The organism is Geodermatophilus sp. SYSU D00708 (assembly GCF_054050115.1).
In genome coordinates this window covers 1-19,082 of sequence record NZ_JBJGYS010000048.1, presented here as the reverse complement: position 1 = coordinate 19,082, position 19,082 = coordinate 1, and the positions used below count along the sequence as shown (strand labels likewise).

Here is a 19,082-nt window from a genome sequence, read left to right as displayed (position 1 = left end):
GACGAGGGCCCGGCCCCCTCGGAGGCCGGGCCCTCGTGCGCGACGTCAGCCGGCGGTCGTGCCCGGGGCCGTGAAGAGCAAGCGGTTCGGGGTGCCGGTGAGCGTCCGCTTGACGACTCCCGTCGTGGCGTCGGCGGTGATCGCGGCGGCGACGGCCGCCGGGCCGGCACCCGGGTGCGCCTGGAGGTAGAGCGCGGCCACGCCGGCGGCGTGCGGCGCCGCCATGGAGGTGCCGCTGATCGTGCTGGTGGCCGAGGAGCCGGTGTACCAGTCGCTGGTGACCCCCACGCCGGGTGCGTACAGGTCGACGCACGTCCCGTAGTTGCTGAACGACGCCGAGGTGTCGGTGGAGTCGGAGGCGGCCACGGTGAGGGCCGCGCGCACCCGTGCCGGGGAGGTGGTGCAGGCGTCCTGGGGCCTGCCCGCCTGGTTGCCGTTGCCGGCCGCGACGGCGACCGTGATGCCGGCGTCGATCGCGTTCGCCACCGCCTGGTCGAGCGCGTCGCTGACCGGGCCGCCGAGGCTCAGGTTGGCCACGGCGTCCGCCGACGGTCGGAGGCCCGCGGCGACCTCCTCCACAGCCGTCTCGTGCTGCGCGGTCACCCAGTCGATCCCCGCGAGGACGTCGGAGTAGGCCCCGCTGCCGGAGCAGTCGAGGACCCGGACCGGGACCAGCGTGACCCCAGCCGCTACCCCCTTCGTCGTCCCGCCGATGGTGCCGGCGACGTGGGTGCCGTGGCCGTTGCAGTCCTCCGCCGTGCCCCCGTCCACGGCGTCGTAGCCGGGCACGAGCCGGTCCCTCAGGTCCTCGTGGTCGTACCGGATGCCGGTGTCGATGACGTACGCGGTGACGCCCGCACCGGTGTGCGCCGAGCGGTACGTCTCGCTCAGCGGGAGGGCGCGCTGGTCGATGCGGTCCAGACCCCAGGGCGGCGCGCTCGGTGACGGGGAGCTGGACTTGGTCGGCCGGGCCTGCACCACCTGGTCGGGCTCGACGTCGAGCACGCCGGGCAGGCGGGACAGCTGAGCCGCCGCCGCGACGGGCAGGCGGACCGCGAAGCCGTTGAGCGCCGCGGTGTAGACGTGGCTGACCTCGCCACCCAGCCCTCGCGCCCGCTGGGCCAGGCCTGCCGGTGAGCGGTCGGGGTCGACCGTGACGACGTAGGAGGCCAGCGGGGAGCCCGGGGCGGCGGACACGGGTCCGGCGGTGGCGCCGAGTCCCGCAGTGGCCAGCACGGCGAGGGCCGCGGCGGTCATCGAGCGACGGGTGTGCACGGTGTTCTCTCCAGGGGTCCGGACGGGGCCCGTCCCGACGGCCGGGCCGTGCGCAGCAAACCCTGCGAGAGAGATCACTTCCAGTCACCGCGCGGATGCGCTTCGTCCTCTCGCCGGCCCCGGGCACAGCGAACGGGCCCGCACCCCAGGAGGGGTGCGGGCCCGTTCGCAGGGGTGCGACGGTTACTCGGCGTGGTCGCCGGGCGTCGGGTGCTCGATCTGGCCGGCCAGGTACAGCTGCTCGCCGAGGGTGTCGAGCAGGTGCAGCTGGGTCTCGAGGTAGTCGATGTGGTGCTCCTCGTCCTCGAGGATCTTCTCGAAGAGGTTCTTGCTGACCCGGTCGCCGACCGACTCGCAGTAGGGGATCGCCTCGCGCAGCCGGGCCAGGACCTCGACCTCGATGGCCATGTCGGACTCGAACTGCTCGCGGACGGTCTGCCCGATCCGCAGCGGCAGGAGCTTCTGGTAGTTGGGCAGGCCCTCGAGGAAGAGGATGCGGTCGGTGAGCCACTCCGCGTGGTGCATCTCCTCGATGGACTCGTCGCGGGTGTGCTTGGCGAGCTTGTTGTAGCCCCAGTTGGCCTGCATCTTGGCGTGCAGGAAGTACTGGTTGATGGCGGTCAGCTCGCTGGTCAGCTGCTCGTTCAAGTACTCGATGACCCGTGCGTCACCCTGCATGGGATGCCTCCTCGGCTCGACTGCGGCCGAGGCTATCGGGGGTGCGCTGACCAGGCACGACTCAGGTCTGCCTCAGCATGGGCAGCCTGTCCTCAGGCGGCGGGCTCCCGCAGCTCGAGGCCGTGCAGCGGGTCGGCGACGCGCAGGCGGTCGCAGATGCGGTCCAGGCAGCTGCCGCAGCCGGTGCCGGCCGCGCAGGCGTCGCCGACCTCCTCCTCGGTGCGGGCGCCGTCGGCGATGACGTCGGCGAGCTGGGCCTCGCTCACGGCGAAGCAGATGCAGACGAACACGCGCAGCACTCCCGGGGGCAGAGGAAGGAAAGGCACCCCTAAGTTAGCCCACCCTTAACGGACGGCCAAGAGTCGATGTGCCCAAGCTGCGTGGCCGGGAGTGTGCGGGATCACCACGACATCCGTCGCGGGTGGCACTCGGGCGGCGTCCGAGGGTCTGTCCTGGCGCGCTGAGGGGGCCCCGGAGGGGTCCGCGCAGGCGCGACGCAGCGGCTCAGCTCGCCAGGGGGACGGCACCTGGCCGCGGTGCGGTCCGGAGGACCGCGAGGTCGTTGAGCAGCGCGATGTCGGCCGCGTGCCCGGCCCACGGGACGCCGTCCTTCTCGCTGGGCGTCTCGACGACGACCGGGACGCCGGCCATCGAGGGGTGGGTGAGTAGCTCGGCGAACGGGCCGGTGCCGTACGCGCCGCCGCCGATGGTGCCCGCACCGATGGTGGTGTGCCGGTCCCGCTTGGAGCCGCACTCGTCGAGGGAGTCGTTGGCGTGCACGAGCCCCAGCCGGCCGGGGCCCACGGTGGCCTCCAGCGCGTCGAGCGTGGCGGTCATCCCGCCCGGCGCGGCGAGGTCGTGACCGGCTGCCCAGGCGTGGCAGGTGTCGAAGCAGACGCCGACCAGCGGGTGGTGCTCCAGTGCCGCGAGGTAGGGGCCGAGGTCCTCGACGGTCGCGGCGAGGGACTTGCCACCGCCGGCGGTCGGTTCCACCAGCAGCCGCGGGCCGTCGTCCGGCGCCGCCTCCAGGACCGGCAGCAGCCGCTCGTGCAGCTGGCGCAGCGCGTCCTCGTAGCGGTCCTCGCCGACGGCGGAGCCGGCGTGCACCACCACGCCCTGGCAGCCGAGCTGGGCACCGCGGGCCAGGTTGTGGGCGATGGTGGCGATCGACTGCTCCACGGTCGCCTCGGTGGGGGAGCCGACGTTGACCAGGAACGGGGTGTGGATGAACGAGGGGACGCCGCGCTCGGCGCAGCCGGCGGTGAACAGGGCGTCCTGCCTCGGGTCGCCCGGGGTGAGCTTCCAGCCGCGGGGGTTGCCGACGAAGACCTGCACGGCCCGCGCGGCGACGTCGTCGGTGTAGGCCAGTCCGCCCTTGGCCAGGCCGCCCTTGATCTGGATGTGCGCGCCGATCGGCGGCACATCCGCAGGTGTACGCAGTGTTCTCAGTCCTATCCGAAGGTCACCAGGATGGTCACCGAGGTCCCCAGGTCGACGACCTCACCGGCCCGGGGGCTCTGCCGCAGCACCCGGTCGCCGAAGAACTGGCTGACCTTCACCTGCAGCCCCGCGGCCTCCAGGAGGGCGCCGGCCTCCTGCTCGCTCTTGCCGACGACGTCGGGCACGGTCACCTGCGGCAGGCCCACCGAGACCTGGATCGTCACGGTGCTCTCGTAGGGCGCCTGCTGGCCGCTGGCCGGGTCGACGGCCATGACCTCGCCGGGGTCGACGTCGGCGCTGCGCCCCTCGGACCGCTTGACGGTGAAGCCGAGGCCCTCGAGGTTGGCCGTCGCCTCCTCGGGGGAGAGGCCCACCACGGCGGGCACCGTCACCGGCTCGTGCCCGCGGCTGACGTAGACGGTGAGCTGCTGGCCGCGCTTGAGCTCGGTGCCGATCTCGGGGTCGAAGCCGGTGACGGAGCCGACCGGGATGTCGTTGTCGTAGTCCTGGACGACCTCGACCTCGACCGGGATGGACTCCTCGATCTCGGCCTGGACCTCGTCCAGCGGCCGGCCGACCATCGCGGGGTCGACCTCGAAGCGCTCCGGGCCCTTGGACACGACGAGGGACACGTCGGTGCCGCGGATCGCCTCCCCGCCGTCGGGGTCGGCCGAGATCACCACGCCCTCGGGGACGTCCTCGCTGAACTGCTCCTCGCAGCAGGCGGGGTCCAGCCCGGCCTGCTGCAGCAGGTCGATGGCGGCCGCCTGCTCCTTGCCGACCAGCGTCGGCACCGTCGTCCAGCGGCCGGAGCCCATCCACCAGCCGACCGCGCCGATGGTCACCGCGAGCAGGAAGACCAGCGCGACGGCGAACCGGGCCCGGCGGCGGCGGATGTGCTGCGGCACGCCGGGACGCGTGCGCTGGAGCCCGGGCCGGCGCCCGCCGACGTCGGTGGTCGGGCCGGCGCCCATGCCCGGCAGCATCGAGGTGCGGCTGCCGCGGCCGGGCCGGGTGCCGTTCACGCCGAGCACCTCGGTGCGCGGGTCGTCGGGGTCGCCGGGCTCGCTGGGGTGCCGCGGCCGGGTGGGCCGGTTCGTGGGGCGCAGCGTGCCGGGCCCGGCGTTGCTGCGGCCGGTGGGCACCGGCACCCGCTCGATGCCGAGGTCGCGGCGCACGTCCTCGAGGTCGGCGAGGAACGCGCCGGCGTCCAGGGGCCGCAGGACGGGGTCGCGGCGGGTGGTGCGGGCGACGAGGTCGTCGACCTCCCACGGGATGCCGGGGACCTCGTCCGAGGGCGTGGGCATGTCGTGGTGCACGTGCTGGTAGGCCACCGCCAGCGGGGTGTCGCCGCCGTAGGGCGGGTGGCCGGTGAGCATCTCGAACAGCACGACCCCGGCGGCGTAGACGTCGCTGCGCGCGTCGGCCTTGCCGCGCTCGAGCTGCTCGGGGGAGAGGTAGGCGACCGTGCCGATGAGCACGCCGCCGGTGTGGCTGGTCTGCCCGGTGCCGGTCAGGGCGCGGGCGAGGCCGAAGTCGGCCACCTTGACCACGCCGTCGGTGCCGATGAGGACGTTCTCCGGCTTGATGTCGCGGTGCACGATGCCGGCGCGGTGGGCGGCGGTCAGCCCGGAGAGCACCGGCTCCAGGACGGCGAAGGCCTCGCCGATGGTGAGCCGGCCGCGGGCCTGCAGCAGGTCGCGCAGCGTGCGGCCGCGGACCAGCTCCATGACGAGGAACACCAGGCCCTGGTCGCTGCCCTGGTCGCTGACCGAGACGACGTTGGGGTGGCTGAGCATCGCCGCGGCCCGCGCCTCGCGGGTGAACCGGTCGACGAAGGTGGGGTCGCCGGCCAGGTGCTCGGCCATGACCTTGACCGCGACGGTGCGGTGCAGCCGCAGGTCCTGGGCGGCGTAGACGGTCGACATGCCGCCGCGGGCCAGCCGCTCCTGGAGGTGGTAGCGCCCCTCCAGTACGAGGCCGACCACGGGGTCGGTCACGGCGGTGTCCACCTGGTCGAGTGTAGGAGTGACGGAGCTGTTCGCCGCTGCCACACGCGGGCGTGACCGGTGTGGCGGTTCACCCGTCACACCGGTCACCCCTTGCGCGTCAGGCCAGGTCGAGGCCGGGGTAGAGCGGGTGTCGGTCGAGCAGCTCGGCGGCGGCGTCGCGGGTGCGGTCGGCCAGGCCCTCGGTGGTGGCGTACTTGGCCTTGGACGGCGACCCGTCGCGGGTGGCCGTGGGCGAGGTGCCCGACAGGACGTCGACGATCAGCTCGGCGGTGCGGTCGAACTCGGCCGCGCCGAACCCGCGGGTGGTCAGCGCCGGCGTGCCCAGCCGGATGCCGGAGGTGTACCAGGCGCCGTTGGGGTCGGCCGGGATCGCGTTGCGGTTGGTCACGATGCCGGCGTCCAGCAGCGCGGACTCCGCCTGCCGCCCGGTCAGGCCGAAGCCGGAGACGTCGACGAGCACCAGGTGGTTGTCGGTGCCGCCGGTCACCAGGCGCGCGCCGCGGCGGGTCAGGCCCTCGGCGAGGGACTGCGCGTTGTCGGCGACCGCCCGGGCGTAGCCGGCGAACTCCGGACGGCGGGCCTCGGCGAGGGCGACCGCCTTGGCGGCCATGACGTGCGGCAGCGGGCCGCCGAGCACCATCGGGCAGCCGCGGTCGACGGCGTCGGCGTACTCCGGCTGGGCCAGCACCATGCCGCCGCGGGGGCCGCGCAGCGACTTGTGCGTGGTGGTGGTGACCACGTGCGCGTGCGGCACCGGGTCGAAGTCGCCGGTGAACACCCCGCCGGCCACCAGGCCGGCGAAGTGCGCCATGTCCACGACGAGGGTGGCGCCGACCTCGTCGGCGATCTCGCGCATCGTCGCGAAGTCGACCCGGCGGGGGTAGGCGGAGTACCCGGCCATGAGGATCAGTGGGCGGAACTCCCGCGCCCGCTCGCGGACGGCGGCGTAGTCGAGCAGCCCGGTCTGCGGGTCGGTGCCGTAGGAGGACTGCTCGAACATCTTGCCGCTGATGTTCGGGCGGAAGCCGTGGGTGAGGTGGCCGCCGGCGTCGAGGGACATGCCCAGCATCCGCTGGTCGCCGAGCGCGTGGCGCAGCTCGGTCCAGTCGCTGTCGGTCAGCTCGTTGACGTGCCGGACGCCGGCCTTCTCCAGCGCCGGGGCCTCGATCCGGGTGGCCAGCACCGCCCAGAACGCGACCAGGTTGGCGTCGATGCCCGAGTGCGGCTGGACGTAGGCGTGCGGCGCACCGAACAGCTCGCGGGCGTGCTCGGCGGCCAGCGCCTCGACGGTGTCGACGTTCTGGCAGCCGGCGTAGAAGCGGTGCCCGACGGTGCCCTCGGCGTACTTGTCGCTGAACCAGTTGCCCATCGTCAGCAGGACGGCGGGGCTGGCGTAGTTCTCGCTGGCGATCAGCTTGAGCGAGGCCCGCTGGTCGGCGAGCTCGGCGCCGATCGCGTCGGCCACGCGGGGCTCGACGGCCCCGATGACCTGCAGGGCGCTGCGGTAGGCCGCCGAGGCGGTGGCGGCGTCGAAGGAGGCGGTCGCGTCGGTCATGGAGGCGCTCCAGCGCGGGTGTCGAGTCAGGAGGTGCCCAGGCGCCCGGCGGGGTGGTGCAGGCCGCTCCCCGGTGGTCGGTCCCACCTCGATGCGCCAGTCACGGCCCCACGGTGATCCTAGCCGCGGCGCCCGGCGGACCCGGTGACCGTGTCCCGGGGGACGGCGGTGACGTCGGCCAGGCCGCACAGCGTCATGGTGTGCGCCAGCTCGGCGGTCAGGCCGGTGAGCACCCGGGCGACGCCGGCGGCCCCGCCGGTGGCCAGGCCCCACACGGCCGGCCGGCCGACGAACACCGCGCGGGCACCCAGGGCCAGGGCGGTGAGGACGTCGGAGCCGGCGCGGATGCCGCCGTCCACGTAGACCTCCGCCGCCCCGTCGACCGCCTCGACCACCTCGGGCAGGGCGTGCGCGCTGGCCACCACCGGGTCGGCCTGCCGGCCGCCGTGCGTGGAGACCCACACCGCCGCCGCCCCGGCCCGCACGCAGCGCGCCGCGTCGTCCCCGCGCAGCACGCCCTTGACGACGACCGGCAGGCCGGAGAGGTCGGCGAACCGGCCGATGTCGTCGAAGGTCCAGACCGGGACGTCGGCGGGGTCGCCGCCGTCCGGGCGGTTGGGCAGCGGCAGGTCGGCGGGCAGGGCGAAGGCGGCGCGCCGGTCGCGCAGCCGCCGTCCGTAGACCGGCATGTCGGCGGTGAGGACCAGCGCGCGGTAGCCGGCGGCGCGGGCGCGGCGGACGAGGTCGTCGGTGTGCGCGGGGGAGTGCACCCGGTAGAGCTGGAACCACTTCGGTGCGGACGGCGCCACGGCGGCGACCTCGGCGAGCCCCGTGCTCGCCGACGTCGAGACGGTCATCAAGGCGCCCGCGGCGGCCGCGCCCTCGGCGGTGCCGCGCTCGCCCTCGGGGGAGGCCATCGCCTGGTAGGCCCAAGGCGCCACGCCGACCGGCGTCGCGACCTCGCTGCCCAGCAGGGTCGTGGCCAGCGAGACGGCGGCCGGGCCGCGCAGCACGCGGGGCCGCAGCCGCCAGGACCGCCACGCGGCCGGCGCCTCCCGGAGGGTCACCTCGCCCTCGGCCCCGCCGGCGTAGTAGTCGACGACGTCGGCGGGCAGCACCTCCCGGGCCCGCGCCTCCAGCGCCTCGAGGTCGAGCAGGTCGGGTCCGGGCCCCTCGTCCGGCCCCTCGCCGGAGCGGCGCTGACCGGGCAGGGCGAGTGCTGGCGGTGTCTGCTGCTCGCGCGCCATAGGCTCGGAGCCTATGGAGACGTTCACCCCCGCGGAGGTCGCCGCTGTTCTGGGGGTCTCGCCGAACCGGGTCCGGCAGCTGCTGCGCGAGCGCAAGATCCTCGCCGTCCCCGGCAGCGGCAACAGCCGGATCCCCGCCGACTTCTTCCGGGACGGCGCGGTCCTCAAGCACCTGCCCGGCCTGATCACCGTCCTGCGCGACGGCGGCTACACCGACGAGGAGGTGTTCGAGTGGCTCTTCCGCGCCGACGAGTCGTTGCCGGGCACCCCGGTCGAGGCGCTGCGCAGCGACCGGCACACCGAGGTCACCCGCCGGGCCCAGGCGCTGGCGTTCTGATGGAGTGCCGTGGCGCGGGGATCGCGCCCGTGGCACTCCGCAACGGTCGCTCGTGGGCTCCCTGACGTACCTGGCGCTGCTGGCCGGCTGCCTGGTCGTCACCGCGCCCCTGGAGCTGGTCCTGCGGGTCCGCGTCTACGCGCGCTGGCGGCGGTTGCTGCTGGCGGTGCTGCCGGAGTTCGTCGTCTTCGTGGCCTGGGTGCTCTACGCGATCGCGCAGGGCCACTGGGACTACTCCGACGAGCTCACCCTCGGCGTCCGGCTGCCCGGCGGCATCCCGGTCGAGGAGGTGCTGTTCTTCCTCGTCGTCCCGCTGTGCTCGGTGCTGGCGCTGGAGGCGGTGCGGAAGGTGACCGGCTGGGACGCCGGCTACCCGGCCGAGGAGGCCGAGCGATGAGTGGCCGCTGCGGGCGTTCCTCGCGTACTGCCGGTCCTGCAGCACCGGCAGTGGGCGAGGAACCCCGGCAACGGGGCGGAGCCGGGCGGTGAGCTACTCGACGCTGGCGGTGCTGGCGGTCGTCGCCGTCCTCGTCGTCGACCTGGCCGTCTACCGGACCCGGATGGTGACCCGCCGGGTGTTCTGGGTCGCCTACGCGATCGTGGTGACCTTCCAGCTGCTGGTGAACGGCGTGCTCACCGGGCTGGAGGTGGTCACCTACGACCCGGGCGCGATCTGGGGGCCGCGGATCGCCTACGCCCCGGTGGAGGACCTGCTGTTCGGCTTCGCCATGGTCACCCTCACCCTGGCCAGCTGGGCGGCGGTCAACCGGCGGGCGAACACCGCCAGCCGCCGCGGCTTCGACACCCGCACCCGCCGGTCGAGGACCCGGTAGTCGGCCCGCTCGATCTCGGTGAGGATGCCGCCGTAGAGGTCGGTGGCCGCGCGCACGCAGTCGCGGGACTCCGGCGCGAGCATCGGCGTCCCGGGGGCGGCGTCGTCGTAGCGGCGCCGCACGATCGCCACCATCTCCCGCATCAGCCCGCGGAAGCGGTCGTCGTACCGCTTGGCGGCCAGCTGCTCGCGGGTCACGCCGTGCGCGGCCATGAGGTCGGCGGGCAGGTAGACCCGGCCCCGGTCGACGTCCTCGGCGACGTCGCGCAGGAAGTTGGTCAGCTGGAACGCCTCGCCCAGGGCGATCGCGTGCGGCGCGGCCTCCTCGCGCAGGACCCCGGGCGCGGTGCCCAGCACCGGCAGGACCTGCAGCCCGATGACCGACGCCGAGCCCCACATGTAGCGGTCGAGGGCGTCCATGTCGGCGTAGCCGGTGACCTCCAGGTCGCTGGTCATCGCGGCGAGGAAGTCGACCAGGTGCTCGACCGGGATCCGGTACCGCCGGTAGGTGTGCACCAGCGCCAGCCGCACCGGGTCGTCGGACCAGCCGGCCTCGAGCTCGGCGAGGACCGCGCGCGACCAGTCGGCGAGGTCGCCGGCGGGGTCGGCGCCGGGGTGGTCGACCAGGTCGTCGGCGGTGCGGGCGGCGGCGTAGAGCGCGTGCACCGCCGGACGACGGTCGGCGGTGAGCAGCCGGGTCGCCAGGTGGTAGCTCTTGCCGTGCCGGGCGGCGATCGCGGCGCAGTGCCGGTAGGCGGCGTCCAGGCGGGCCTGGCGCTCGGCCTGGGTGGGCGGGCGGTCCGTGGTGGTCATCCCGTGATCCGCTCGGCCGCGAGCCGGCCGCTGATGACCACCATCGGCACGCCCACGCCCGGTTGCACCGAGGACCCGGCGAGGACGACGTTCTCCGGGCCGCGGCGGGGCAGCGTCGGCGTCCGGAACGGCCCGGTCTGCCCCAACGTGTGCGCCAGCGCGAACGGCGTGCCGGCTGCCATGCCCTGCGCGGCCCAGGTCAGCGGGGTGTCCATGCGCTCCACCTCGATCGCGCCGGTCAGCCCGGTCCAGCCGCGGGCCTCCAGCGTGGCCAGCACCTCGTCGCGGTAGCGCGGTCCCAGCGTCGTCCAGTCCAGGTCGGGGTTGCCGCCGCTGCGCGGGTCGAGGTTGGGGGTGGGGGCCACGACGCTGAGCACGTGGCCGCCGTCGGGGGCCAGGCTGCGGTCGGTGACCGACGGCATGGAGACCAGCAGGCTGGGGTCGGTCATCGGGCGCCCGTCGCGGGTGAGCTCGCCGAAGACCTCCCGCCAGGCCGCGCCGAAGCTGATCGTGTGGTGCGCCTGCCCGGGCAGCTCGGCGCGGACGCCGAGGTGCAGCGCGACGCAACTGGGGGACCAGGTCGGCCGGCGGCGCCGCGCGAACCCGGGCACCAGCCGCTCGGGCCGGTCGACGGTCACCACCACCGCGTCGGCCGGCAGCCGCTCGCCGTCGTCCAGGACCACGCCGGTGACCCGCCGTCCGGACAGGTCGAGCCGCTCGACGGCCGCGCCGTACCGGAACGCGACGCCGGCATCGGCGGCCGCGGCGGCCAGCGCGCGGGGGACGGCAGCGATCCCGCCGACCGGGTGCCACACGCCCGCGCCGATGTCGAGCTGGGCGATGACGGCGTAGGCGGCGATCGCCCGGTACGGGCTGACCCCCGCGTAGAGGGCCTGGAAGCTGAACAGCCGGCGCAGCCGGTCGTCGGTGAAGAACCGGGCCACGTGGCCCGACAGCCGGCCGAACCCGCCGCGGCGGACCAGCTGGACCAGTTCGGGGCCGAGCAGGTCCAGCGGGGTGTCGAGGTTGCGGTCGATGAAGGTGTCCAGCTGCAGCCGGTACAGCGCGGCGAGGTCGGCCAGGTAGCGGCGCAGCGCGTCGGCCTCGGCCGGGCCGCACAGCGCGGCCACCTCGGCGGCGAACGCGTCGACGTCGGCGTGCACGTCCAGCTGCGAGCCGTCGGCGAACTGCGCCCGGTAGGTGGTCTCCAGCGGCACGAGGGTCAGCCGGTCGTCGAGCTTGTCGCCGACCGCGGCCAGGGTGTCGGCGAGCAGCTCCGGGGCGGTGAACACCGACGGGCCGGTGTCGAGGGCGTACCCGCGCTCCTCGACCCGGCCGGCCCGGCCGCCGGGGACCGGCCCGCGCTCGACGACGGTGACCTCCCGGCCGGCGCCGCGCAGCCGCAGCGCCGCCGACAGCCCGGCCAGCCCGGCACCCACGACGACGACGCGGTCGGTGGGCCCGGGGACGGTGCGGACCATCAGGCGGTGCGGGTGGTCGCGGCGACCGCCAGCGCGTCCAGCGCGGCGCGGGCGTCCTCGGCCAGGGGCGCCTCGGCGATCGCGGTGCGGGCCAGGGCGGTCTGCTCGGCGATGCGCGCCTCGACCTCCGCGCGGGCGCCGGTGGTCTCGATCAGGGCGCGCAGCGCGTCGAGGTCGGCGGAGCTGGCGTCGGGGTCGCCCAGCCGTTCGGCCAGCAGCCGCCGTCCCGCGGCGTCCGCGGCCTCCTCCGCCAGCGCGACCAGCAGCGTCTGCTTGCCCTCCCGCAGGTCGTCGTCGGCCGACTTGCCGGTGACCGAGGGGTCGCCGAACACCCCGAGGACGTCGTCGCGCAGCTGGAACGCCTCGCCCAGCGGCAGCCCGATCGCGGTGTAGACCTCCGCGGCCCGGTCGCCGGCCCCCGCGATGGCCGCGCCGAGCTGCAGCGGCCGCTGCACGGTGTAGCCGGCGCTCTTGTACCGCGCGACGGTCAGCGCGCCCTGGGCGCCGGGCAGCCCGCCCGCGGCGCGCAGCAGGTCGAGGTACTGGCCGGCGGTGACCTCGGTGCGCATGGTGTCCCAGACGGCGCGGGCCCGCCCGAGCGCGGCGGGGGACAGGCCGGAGCAGCGCAGCAGCTCGTCGGACCACACCAGGGCGAGGTCGCCGACGAGGATCGCCGCACCGACGCCGAACGCGGTGCCGTCGCCGGCGAGCCGGCCCTCGCCGTGGCGGGTGGCGAAGCCGACGTGGGTGGCCGGGCGGCCGCGGCGGGTCAGGGCGCCGTCCATGACGTCGTCGTGCACGAGGGCGCTGGCGTGGACGAACTCCAGCGCGGCCACCGCCCGCAGCACCGCGGCGTCGTCCTCGCCGGGACCCTCGGGCCGCACCCCGCGCCAACCCCAGTAGGCGAACAGCGGGCGCAGCCGCTTGCCGCCGTGGGCCAGGGCCCGGACCTCGTCGGCGACCGGCACCAGCGCCGGGTCCATGCCGGCCAGCGTCTCGCGCTGGACGTCGAGGAAGCCGCCGAGCGCGGCGGAGACCGCCTCCCGGACGCGGTCGACCTCCGCGGCCGCCGGCGACGGGGCCGGGGGGAGGGCGGTGGACTCGCGCCTGCGCGCCCCGGCGATCATCGCCCAAGTATCCCTCGGCCCCGTCGCGGCCTGCGCGGCCGTCGGGGTCGCCTGAACCAGCGTCAACGGACCAGCCTCCTCGACCCGGGCGTGCGGAGTTGCCACGCCCTCTTCGCCCGGACGACGCCGGACGGATGCAGACCGACGCGCAGATCCGCGTCCGTATCCTCAGTCCCCATGACCCGCACCGTGCGAGACCTGCTCGCCGACGCACGGCCGACGTGGTCGTTCGAGTTCTTCCCGCCCAAGAGCCCCGAGGGCGCGGCCCAGCTGTGGACGGCGCTGCGCCAGCTCGAGCGGCTCCAGCCCTCGTTCGTCTCCGTGACCTACGGCGCCGGCGGGTCGACCCGCGAGGGCACCGTCTCGGTCACCGAGCGGATCGCCACCGAGACGACGATGACCCCGCTGGCACACCTGACCGCGGTCGACCACAGCGTCGCCGAGCTGCGGCACGTGGTGAGCCGGCTGGCCGCCGCGGGGGTGCGCAACCTGCTCGCGCTGCGCGGCGACCCGCCGGGCGCCGACCCGCAGGCGGAGTGGGTCGCCCACCCGGAGGGGCTGACCTACGCGGCGGAGCTGGTCGAGCTCATCCGGTCGATGGGCGACTTCTGCGTCGGCGTCGCGGCCTTCCCCGAGCGGCACCCCCGCTCGCCGGACTTCCAGACCGACGTCGAGATGTTCGTGCGCAAGTGCCGCGCCGGCGCGGACTTCGCGATCACCCAGATGTTCTTCCGGACGGAGGACTACCTGCGGCTGCGCGACCGGGTCGCCGCCCGCGGCTGCGACGTCCCGATCATCGCCGGGGTCATGCCCGTGACCAACGCGAGGCAGATCAGCCGCATCGTGCAGCTGTCCGGGCAGGCGTTCCCCGAGCAGATGGCGGCGCGCTTCGCCGAGCTCGACGGCGACCGGCCCGAGGACAAGGCCGCCGTCCGCGCCTACGGCGTCGAGGTGGCCACCGAGCTGTGCCGGACGCTGCTGGACGAGGGGGTGCCCGGCATCCACTTCATCACCATGAACCGGTCCACCGCCACGCGTGAGGTGCACGCCAACCTGGCCGCGGTCGGCGTTACTCGCTGACCCGCGCCGGCGACGCCGACGCCAGCGCCGCGGCGGCGGCCGCCGCGGCCCGCCGCAGCGCCTCCCGCTCTGCGGCGTAGCCGCCGAGCACGCCCACCACCGGCAGGTTGGCGAGGAACCGGTGCCGCAGCTTGCCCTTCGGGCGGGCGTCGAGGGTGTCGTCGATGCGGCCGAGCAGCCGGGCGACCCGCCACAGCGTGCGCAGGTTGCCCAGGACGCCGGCGCGCTCCTCGCGTGCGCCGAAGGCCTCCTCCGCGTAGGTGCCCTTGGCCCGCTCCAGCAGCGGCCGGACCCGGGCCGGCGGCAGGTCGCGGTCGAGGAGCACCGAGGCGAGCAGCCACACCCGCTCGGCGGGGTCGGTCACCCCGTGCTCGCTGGCGACCCCACCGATGACCAGGGCCTGCACGGCCGAGCCGACGGTGTTCTGCAGCGGCAGCAGGTCGGCGAGCTTGCCGGCGAACCGCGGCGCGGCGCTGACCCCGGCGGCGACGTGGGGCAACCCGTCGGCCCACCACCGGTCGCGCTCGTCCTGCGGCCGCGTGGGCGGCCGGCCCAGGCGGCGGACCAGCGGGGCGGTCAGCCGGTCGACCTTGCGCAGGACGTCGACGACGACCGCGTCGCTCATCGGGGCTGCCATGGACCGCCCCTACCCGGCGCACCGGCAGTTGCATGCGCGCGGGACGGCGGCGGATCGGCGAGCCGGTGCGGTCCCGCGCGCTCCCGGCGTGCCGCCGCCGCTCCGGTCCGCTAGACCTCGGGCATGGAGCTGGAAGTCCGCACCGGGTCAGGGGTGGTCCGCGGCGCGCTCAGCGGCCCCGCCGTCGCCTTCAAGGGGATCCCCTACGCCGCACCGCCGTTCGGGGACCTGCGGTTCGCCGCGCCGGCGCCGGCGCCGCGCTGGGACGGGGTCCGGGACTGCACCGCCTACGGCGCGACCGTCCCGAAACCGCCCTATCCCGTCCCCGTCGACGTCCTGCTGCCCGAGCCGGTCGTCCCGGGGGACGACGTGCTCAACCTCAACGTGTGGACCCCGGACCCCTCGGCCGACGGCCTGCCGGTGCTGGTCTGGATCCACGGCGGGGCCTTCGTGAACGGCTCCGGCGCGGTGCCGCAGTACGACGGCACGGCCTTCGCCCGGGACGGCGTCGTCTGCGTGACGATCAACTACCGACTGGGGGTCGACGGGTTCCTCCACTTCGCCGACGACGGTCCCGCCAACCGCGGGCTGCTCGACCAGGTCGCGGCCCTGGAGTGGGTGCGCGACAACATCGCGGCGTTCGGCGGCGACCCCGGCCAGGTCACCATCGCCGGGGAGTCCGCCGGCGCGATGAGCGTGACGTCGCTGCTGTCGATGCCGCGGGCGGCCGGGCTGTTCCGCCGGGCGGTCGCCCAGAGCGGCGCCGGACACCACGCGCTGTCCGCGGGGACGGCCCGTCGCGTCGCCGGGTACCTGGCCGAGCGGCTCGGCGTGCCGCTGACCCGGGAGGCGCTGGCCGCGGTGCCGGTCGCCGACCTGGTCACGGCCCAGCAGGCGCTGTCGCAGGAGGCCGCCGCGGTGCCCGACCCGGCGCGCTGGGGGGAGATCACGCGGAACGCGATGGTCTTCGAGCCGGTGGTCGACGGCGACGTCCTCCCGTCCCTGCCGATCGAGGCGATCGCCGCCGGTGCCGGCCGCGACGTCGACCTGCTGGTCGGCACCAACACCGACGAGCACACCCTCTTCCTCGTCCCCAACGGGCTGGTCGACCTGGTGACCGAGGACCTGCTGCGGCTGGCGCTGGCCGGCTACGGCGTGCCCGCGGAGGCCGCGATCGACGTCTACCGGAGCGCCGCGCCCACGGCGTCGGCCGGCGACCTGCTCGTGGCAGCGGCCACCGACTGGTTCTTCCGGATCCCCGCGATCCGGCTGGCCGAGGCCCGGGCCGGCGGCCCGGGGCGGACCTTCGTGTACGAGTTCACCTGGCCGAGCCCCCAGTTCGGCGGGCGGCTCGGCGCCTGCCACGCGCTGGAGATCGCCTTCGCCTTCGACACGCTGGCCACCGAGGGCGTGGAGGCGCTGGCCGGGCCGTCGGCGCCGCAGGACCTGGCCGACGCCGTGCACGCGGCGTGGGTCGCGTTCGTCCGGACCGGCGACCCCGGCTGGCCGGTCTACGACCCGGCCACCCGCCCGGTGCAGGCCTTCGGTCAACTGAGCGGGGTGGTCCCGGACCCGCGGGCCGAGCAGCGCGCCCTGTGGGACGGCGTCCGCTAGGGCGGCGGGCGGTCGAGCCGTCGTACGGTGAGTCGTGGCGGCGCGCGGGCACGGGGCGATGCGGCGCTGGGCGGTGGTCGGGGCGCTCGTCGCGGGCCTGGTCGCGCTGCCGTCCCTCCTCGGGGCGCTCCCCGCCGACGACGCCGACGTGCCGGCCCCGGAGCTGCGCGCCGCGGTGCTGGCCAGCGGGGACGTCGGGTTCTCCGGCTACGCCGTCTCCGCGGGCGGGCTGGCCCTGCCGGTGTCCGACGTCCTCCCCGAGGTGGCCGACCTGTTCAGCGACCGCACCACGATGCGGGTCTGGTGGCGCGGCCCCGAGGAGCACCGGGTCGACGTGGTCAGCGCGGCCGGGGAGACCGGCGTGTACCGGACCGGGTGCGCCACCTGGACCTGGGAGTACGAGTCCGCGACGGCGACCCGCGGCGAGCCGTCGTCCCTGGCCCTGCCCACCCCGCCGGACCTCCTGCCCGCCCCGCTCGGCCGGCGGCTGCTGTCCGAGGCCGAGGACGGCGAGCTGTCCCGGGTCGGTGCCCGGCGGGTGGCCGGCCGCACCGCGCTCGGCCTGCGGCTGGTGCCCGGCGAGGCCGCGTCGTCGGTCGGCCGGGTCGACGTCTGGGTGGACCCCGCCAGCGGGCTGCCCCTGCAGGTCGAGGTCTTCGCCGACGGCGCGGCCGACCCCGCGCTGGACACCCGCTTCCTCGACCTGGACCTCACCGCGCCCGCGGCCTCGGTGGTGGCCTTCGAGCCGCCGCCGGACGCCACGGTCGGCGAGGCCCCGGACACCGACGAGCTCATCCGGGACGCCGGCCGGCGCAGCCCGATCGGGCCGCTGCCGGCGGAGCTGGCCGGGCTGCCCCGCCGCACGCTGGAGGGGGTCCCGCCGGCGGTCGGGGTGTACGGCCGCGGCGTGACGCTGCTGGCGGTGGCCCCGGTGCCGCCCCGCCTGGCCGGTGGCCTGCGGCAGGCCCTGCAGGTGGCGCCGGGCGCGCTCGTCGACGACCTGGGGCTGCGGGTGGCCGCGGGGCCGCTGGGGCTGATGCTCGTCGACGGGCCGGACGGGGGCGGGTACGTCCTCACCGGCACGGTCACCCTCGACGCGCTCGCCCAGGCCGCCCGGCAGCTGCCCGGGGGAGCGCAGCCGTGACCGCGGTGATCCGGACCCGGGGGCTGGTCAAGCGCTACGGCCGCGTCCGCGCGGTCGACGGCATCGACCTGGACGTGCCCGAGGGGGAGATCTACGGCTTCCTCGGCGCGAACGGGTCGGGGAAGACCACGACGGTCCGCGTGCTGCTGGGCCTCGTGCTGGCCACCAGCGGCGAGGTGGAGCTGCTGGGGCAGCGGATGCCGCGCGCCGGCCGGCGGGTGCTGCCGCGGGTGGGGGCGCTCATCGAGGGCCCGGCCCACCACGGGCACCTGTCGGGCCGGGCCAACCTCGCGCTGCTGGACGCCGCCGGCCCGGGCGGGTCGCGCCGCACCCGGCGGCGGCGGATCGAGGAGGTGCTGGAGCAGGTCGGCCTGGCCGGGGTCGACCGGCGGCCGGTGCGCGCCTACTCGCTGGGCATGCGCCAGCGGCTCGGGCTGGCCGGCGCGCTGCTGCGGCGGCCGGAGCTGCTGGTCCTCGACGAGCCGACCAACGGCCTGGACCCGCAGGGCATCTCCGAGATCCGCGAGCTGCTGCTGGACCTGCACCGCGGCGGGACGACGGTGTTCCTCTCCAGCCACCTGCTGGCCGAGGTCGAGCAGCTGTGCACCCGGGTCGGCGTGCTCAGCCGCGGGCGGCTGGTGCTGCAGGAGCGCCTCGCCACGCTGACCGCGCCCACCGGCGCGACGGTGGTCCACACCCCGGTCCCGGACCAGGTGCGCGCCCTGCTCGACGGGCGGGTGGTGGCCGTGGACGGGACGCGGGTCGTCGTCCGGGGCGCGGACCCGGCCGAGGTCAACGCGCTGCTGGTCGGCGCCGGCGTCCCGGTGACCGGTCTCGCGCTGGACCGCCCCACGCTGGAGGAGGTGGTCCTCGCCGCGGCCGGGACCAGCCCGGACCGGGTGGAGGCGGGGCGGTGATCCTCGTCGAGCTGCGCAAGCTGTTCCGCCGGCCGCGGACCTGGACGACGATCGCCGTGCTCAACGCGCTGCCGGTGCTGGTGGCGGTGCTGCTGGTGCTCACCGACCTCGCGCCCCGCCCCGGGGAGGGCCCGCCGTTCCTGTCCGCCGTCCTGACCAACGGGTCGCTGTTCCCGCTCGCGGCGCTGGCCATCGTGCTGCCGCTGTTCCTGCCGATCGCGGTGGCCGTCGTCTCCGGCGACTCGGTCGCGGGCGAGGCGCAGGCCGGGACGCTGCGCTACCTGCTGGCGCGGCCGGCCGGCCGCACCCGGCTGCTGGTCGCCAAGCTGGTCGCGGTGGTCGCCTTCGTGCTGGCCACCGTGCTCGTGGTGGCCGCCGTCGGCTACGTCGTCGGGACGACCCTGTTCGACGCCCAGCCGGTCGGCGCCGGGGTCGCGACGTCGGTGTCGGGCACCTCCCTCGGCCCGGAGGAGCTGCTGGCCCGCAGCCTGATGGCCATCGGCTACATCACCGTCTCGATGGTCGGCGTCGCCGCGTTCGGCCTGTTCTTCTCCACGCTCACCGACTCGCCGCTGGCCGCGGCCCTCGGCGCGCTGGCCGTGCTGGTCGCCTCGTCGCTGCTGTTCACCCTCGACGCGGCCTCGCCGATCGCGCCCTACCTGCCCACCCGCTACTGGCTGGCGTTCGTCGACTTCTTCCGCGACCCGATCCTGTGGCGTGACATCGTCCGCGGGCTGACCCTGCAGGGCGTCTACGTCGGCGTGCTGCTGGCCGCGGCCTGGGCCAACTTCACCACCAAGGACGTCACCAGCTGAGCGGTGGTGGCCCCCGGGGGGTCCCCCCCCCGGGGCCCACCCCCCACCCCCCCCCCCCACCCCCCCCGCCGCCGCGGC

Annotated in this window: 18 protein-coding genes, 1 pseudogene and 1 riboswitch; of the genes and pseudogenes, 8 read left to right on the top strand and 11 right to left on the bottom strand. The window is 75.7% G+C overall.

Annotated elements, in window-relative coordinates; genetic code table 11:
* Positions 1–45: 45 nt before the first annotated feature.
* The 7 genes from ACI79D_RS24135 to ACI79D_RS24105 form a co-directional block, all read right to left on the bottom strand.
* Complete coding sequence (locus ACI79D_RS24135) at positions 46–1,275, bottom strand: S8 family peptidase (RefSeq protein WP_456921070.1); 1,230 nt, start codon at positions 1,273–1,275, stop codon at positions 46–48.
* A gap of 183 nt (positions 1,276–1,458) precedes the next feature.
* On the bottom strand, positions 1,459–1,953 hold the full coding sequence (gene bfr / locus ACI79D_RS24130) for a bacterioferritin (RefSeq protein ID WP_456921069.1): 495 nt from the start codon (positions 1,951–1,953) through the stop codon (positions 1,459–1,461).
* A gap of 92 nt (positions 1,954–2,045) precedes the next feature.
* Positions 2,046–2,243 (bottom strand): (2Fe-2S)-binding protein, encoded by a 198-nt coding sequence (locus ACI79D_RS24125; RefSeq protein ID WP_456921068.1) that lies wholly within the window; start codon positions 2,241–2,243, stop codon positions 2,046–2,048.
* 214 nt (positions 2,244–2,457) lie between these two features.
* Entirely contained in the window at positions 2,458–3,375 is a 918-nt protein-coding gene (locus ACI79D_RS24120) for a deoxyribonuclease IV (RefSeq protein WP_456921067.1), read from the bottom strand.
* 29 nt (positions 3,376–3,404) lie between these two features.
* On the bottom strand, positions 3,405–5,405 hold the full coding sequence (gene pknB, locus ACI79D_RS24115) for a Stk1 family PASTA domain-containing Ser/Thr kinase (RefSeq protein ID WP_456921066.1): 2,001 nt from the start codon (positions 5,403–5,405) through the stop codon (positions 3,405–3,407).
* A gap of 97 nt (positions 5,406–5,502) precedes the next feature.
* Positions 5,503–6,960, bottom strand: a complete 1,458-nt coding sequence (locus tag ACI79D_RS24110) for a glycine hydroxymethyltransferase (RefSeq protein ID WP_456921065.1) — start codon at positions 6,958–6,960, stop codon at positions 5,503–5,505.
* Positions 6,961–6,988: 28 nt separating this feature from the next.
* Positions 6,989–7,074: riboswitch (ZMP/ZTP riboswitch) on the bottom strand.
* A gap of 5 nt (positions 7,075–7,079) precedes the next feature.
* Positions 7,080–8,207 (bottom strand): alpha-hydroxy acid oxidase, encoded by a 1,128-nt coding sequence (locus ACI79D_RS24105; RefSeq protein WP_456921064.1) that lies wholly within the window; start codon positions 8,205–8,207, stop codon positions 7,080–7,082.
* 13 nt (positions 8,208–8,220) lie between these two features.
* Here ACI79D_RS24105 and ACI79D_RS24100 point away from each other — a divergent pair, with 13 nt between their 5' ends.
* The 3 genes and pseudogenes from ACI79D_RS24100 to ACI79D_RS24090 form a co-directional block, all read left to right on the top strand.
* On the top strand, positions 8,221–8,544 hold the full coding sequence (locus ACI79D_RS24100; RefSeq protein WP_456921063.1) for an Rv2175c family DNA-binding protein: 324 nt from the start codon (positions 8,221–8,223) through the stop codon (positions 8,542–8,544).
* Positions 8,545–8,596: 52 nt separating this feature from the next.
* Positions 8,597–8,941 (top strand): lycopene cyclase domain-containing protein, encoded by a 345-nt coding sequence (locus ACI79D_RS24095; protein WP_456921062.1) that lies wholly within the window; start codon positions 8,597–8,599, stop codon positions 8,939–8,941.
* An 88-nt stretch (positions 8,942–9,029) separates the two neighbouring features.
* Positions 9,030–9,239, top strand: a pseudogene (locus ACI79D_RS24090) (lycopene cyclase domain-containing protein); the annotation flags it as partial.
* Here ACI79D_RS24090 and ACI79D_RS24085 read toward each other — a convergent pair.
* Genes ACI79D_RS24085 through ACI79D_RS24075 form a run of 3 tightly spaced genes read right to left on the bottom strand, consistent with a single transcriptional unit; the run spans position 9,236 to position 12,797 of the window.
* Positions 9,236–10,189 (bottom strand): phytoene/squalene synthase family protein, encoded by a 954-nt coding sequence (locus tag ACI79D_RS24085; RefSeq protein ID WP_456921061.1) that lies wholly within the window; start codon positions 10,187–10,189, stop codon positions 9,236–9,238. The pseudogene ACI79D_RS24090 and the gene ACI79D_RS24085 overlap by 4 nt on opposite strands.
* The gene (gene crtI / locus ACI79D_RS24080) at positions 10,186–11,670 is read right to left on the bottom strand and encodes a phytoene desaturase family protein (RefSeq protein WP_456921060.1); all 1,485 of its coding nucleotides are present in this window, start codon (positions 11,668–11,670) and stop codon (positions 10,186–10,188) included. The genes ACI79D_RS24085 and crtI overlap by 4 nt, the downstream gene beginning before the upstream one ends.
* Entirely contained in the window at positions 11,670–12,797 is a 1,128-nt protein-coding gene (locus tag ACI79D_RS24075) for a polyprenyl synthetase family protein (RefSeq protein WP_456921059.1), read from the bottom strand. The genes crtI and ACI79D_RS24075 overlap by 1 nt, the downstream gene beginning before the upstream one ends.
* 177 nt (positions 12,798–12,974) lie before the next feature.
* On the opposite strand from ACI79D_RS24075, the gene metF reads away from it, so the two are divergent.
* Positions 12,975–13,877, top strand: a complete 903-nt coding sequence (gene metF / locus ACI79D_RS24070) for a methylenetetrahydrofolate reductase [NAD(P)H] (RefSeq protein WP_456921058.1) — start codon at positions 12,975–12,977, stop codon at positions 13,875–13,877.
* Here metF and ACI79D_RS24065 read toward each other — a convergent pair.
* Entirely contained in the window at positions 13,867–14,514 is a 648-nt protein-coding gene (locus ACI79D_RS24065; RefSeq protein ID WP_456921057.1) for a hypothetical protein, read from the bottom strand. The genes metF and ACI79D_RS24065 overlap by 11 nt on opposite strands.
* Positions 14,515–14,637: 123 nt before the next feature.
* Here ACI79D_RS24065 and ACI79D_RS24060 point away from each other — a divergent pair, with 123 nt between their 5' ends.
* From ACI79D_RS24060 to ACI79D_RS24045, 4 genes are read left to right on the top strand one after another with little or no spacing between them, the layout of a single operon-like run.
* The gene (locus ACI79D_RS24060; protein WP_456921056.1) at positions 14,638–16,128 is read left to right on the top strand and encodes a carboxylesterase/lipase family protein; all 1,491 of its coding nucleotides are present in this window, start codon (positions 14,638–14,640) and stop codon (positions 16,126–16,128) included.
* Positions 16,129–16,162: 34 nt separating this feature from the next.
* Positions 16,163–17,272, top strand: a complete 1,110-nt coding sequence (locus ACI79D_RS24055) for a transcriptional regulator (protein ID WP_456921055.1) — start codon at positions 16,163–16,165, stop codon at positions 17,270–17,272.
* Positions 17,269–18,189: an ABC transporter ATP-binding protein gene (locus ACI79D_RS24050; RefSeq protein ID WP_456921054.1), complete on the top strand. Its 921-nt coding sequence runs from the start codon at positions 17,269–17,271 to the stop codon at positions 18,187–18,189. Before ACI79D_RS24055 ends, ACI79D_RS24050 begins: the two co-directional genes overlap by 4 nt.
* Entirely contained in the window at positions 18,186–19,004 is an 819-nt protein-coding gene (locus ACI79D_RS24045; RefSeq protein WP_456921053.1) for an ABC transporter permease, read from the top strand. The genes ACI79D_RS24050 and ACI79D_RS24045 overlap by 4 nt, the downstream gene beginning before the upstream one ends.
* The last annotated feature ends 78 nt before the right edge of the window (positions 19,005–19,082 follow it).

Coding starts and splice junctions, on each gene's coding strand:
- bfr (WP_456921069.1), bottom strand. CDS start 1,953: ATGCAGGGTGACGCACGGGTCATCGAGTACTTGAACGAGCAGCTGACC.
- ACI79D_RS24110 (WP_456921065.1), bottom strand. CDS start 6,960: ATGACCGACGCGACCGCCTCCTTCGACGCCGCCACCGCCTCGGCGGCC.
- ACI79D_RS24105 (WP_456921064.1), bottom strand. CDS start 8,207: ATGGCGCGCGAGCAGCAGACACCGCCAGCACTCGCCCTGCCCGGTCAG.
- ACI79D_RS24100 (WP_456921063.1), top strand. CDS start 8,221: ATGGAGACGTTCACCCCCGCGGAGGTCGCCGCTGTTCTGGGGGTCTCG.
- ACI79D_RS24085 (WP_456921061.1), bottom strand. CDS start 10,189: ATGACCACCACGGACCGCCCGCCCACCCAGGCCGAGCGCCAGGCCCGC.
- crtI (WP_456921060.1), bottom strand. CDS start 11,670: ATGGTCCGCACCGTCCCCGGGCCCACCGACCGCGTCGTCGTCGTGGGT.
- ACI79D_RS24075 (WP_456921059.1), bottom strand. CDS start 12,797: ATGATCGCCGGGGCGCGCAGGCGCGAGTCCACCGCCCTCCCCCCGGCC.
- metF (WP_456921058.1), top strand. CDS start 12,975: ATGACCCGCACCGTGCGAGACCTGCTCGCCGACGCACGGCCGACGTGG.
- ACI79D_RS24065 (WP_456921057.1), bottom strand. CDS start 14,514: ATGGCAGCCCCGATGAGCGACGCGGTCGTCGTCGACGTCCTGCGCAAG.
- ACI79D_RS24060 (WP_456921056.1), top strand. CDS start 14,638: ATGGAGCTGGAAGTCCGCACCGGGTCAGGGGTGGTCCGCGGCGCGCTC.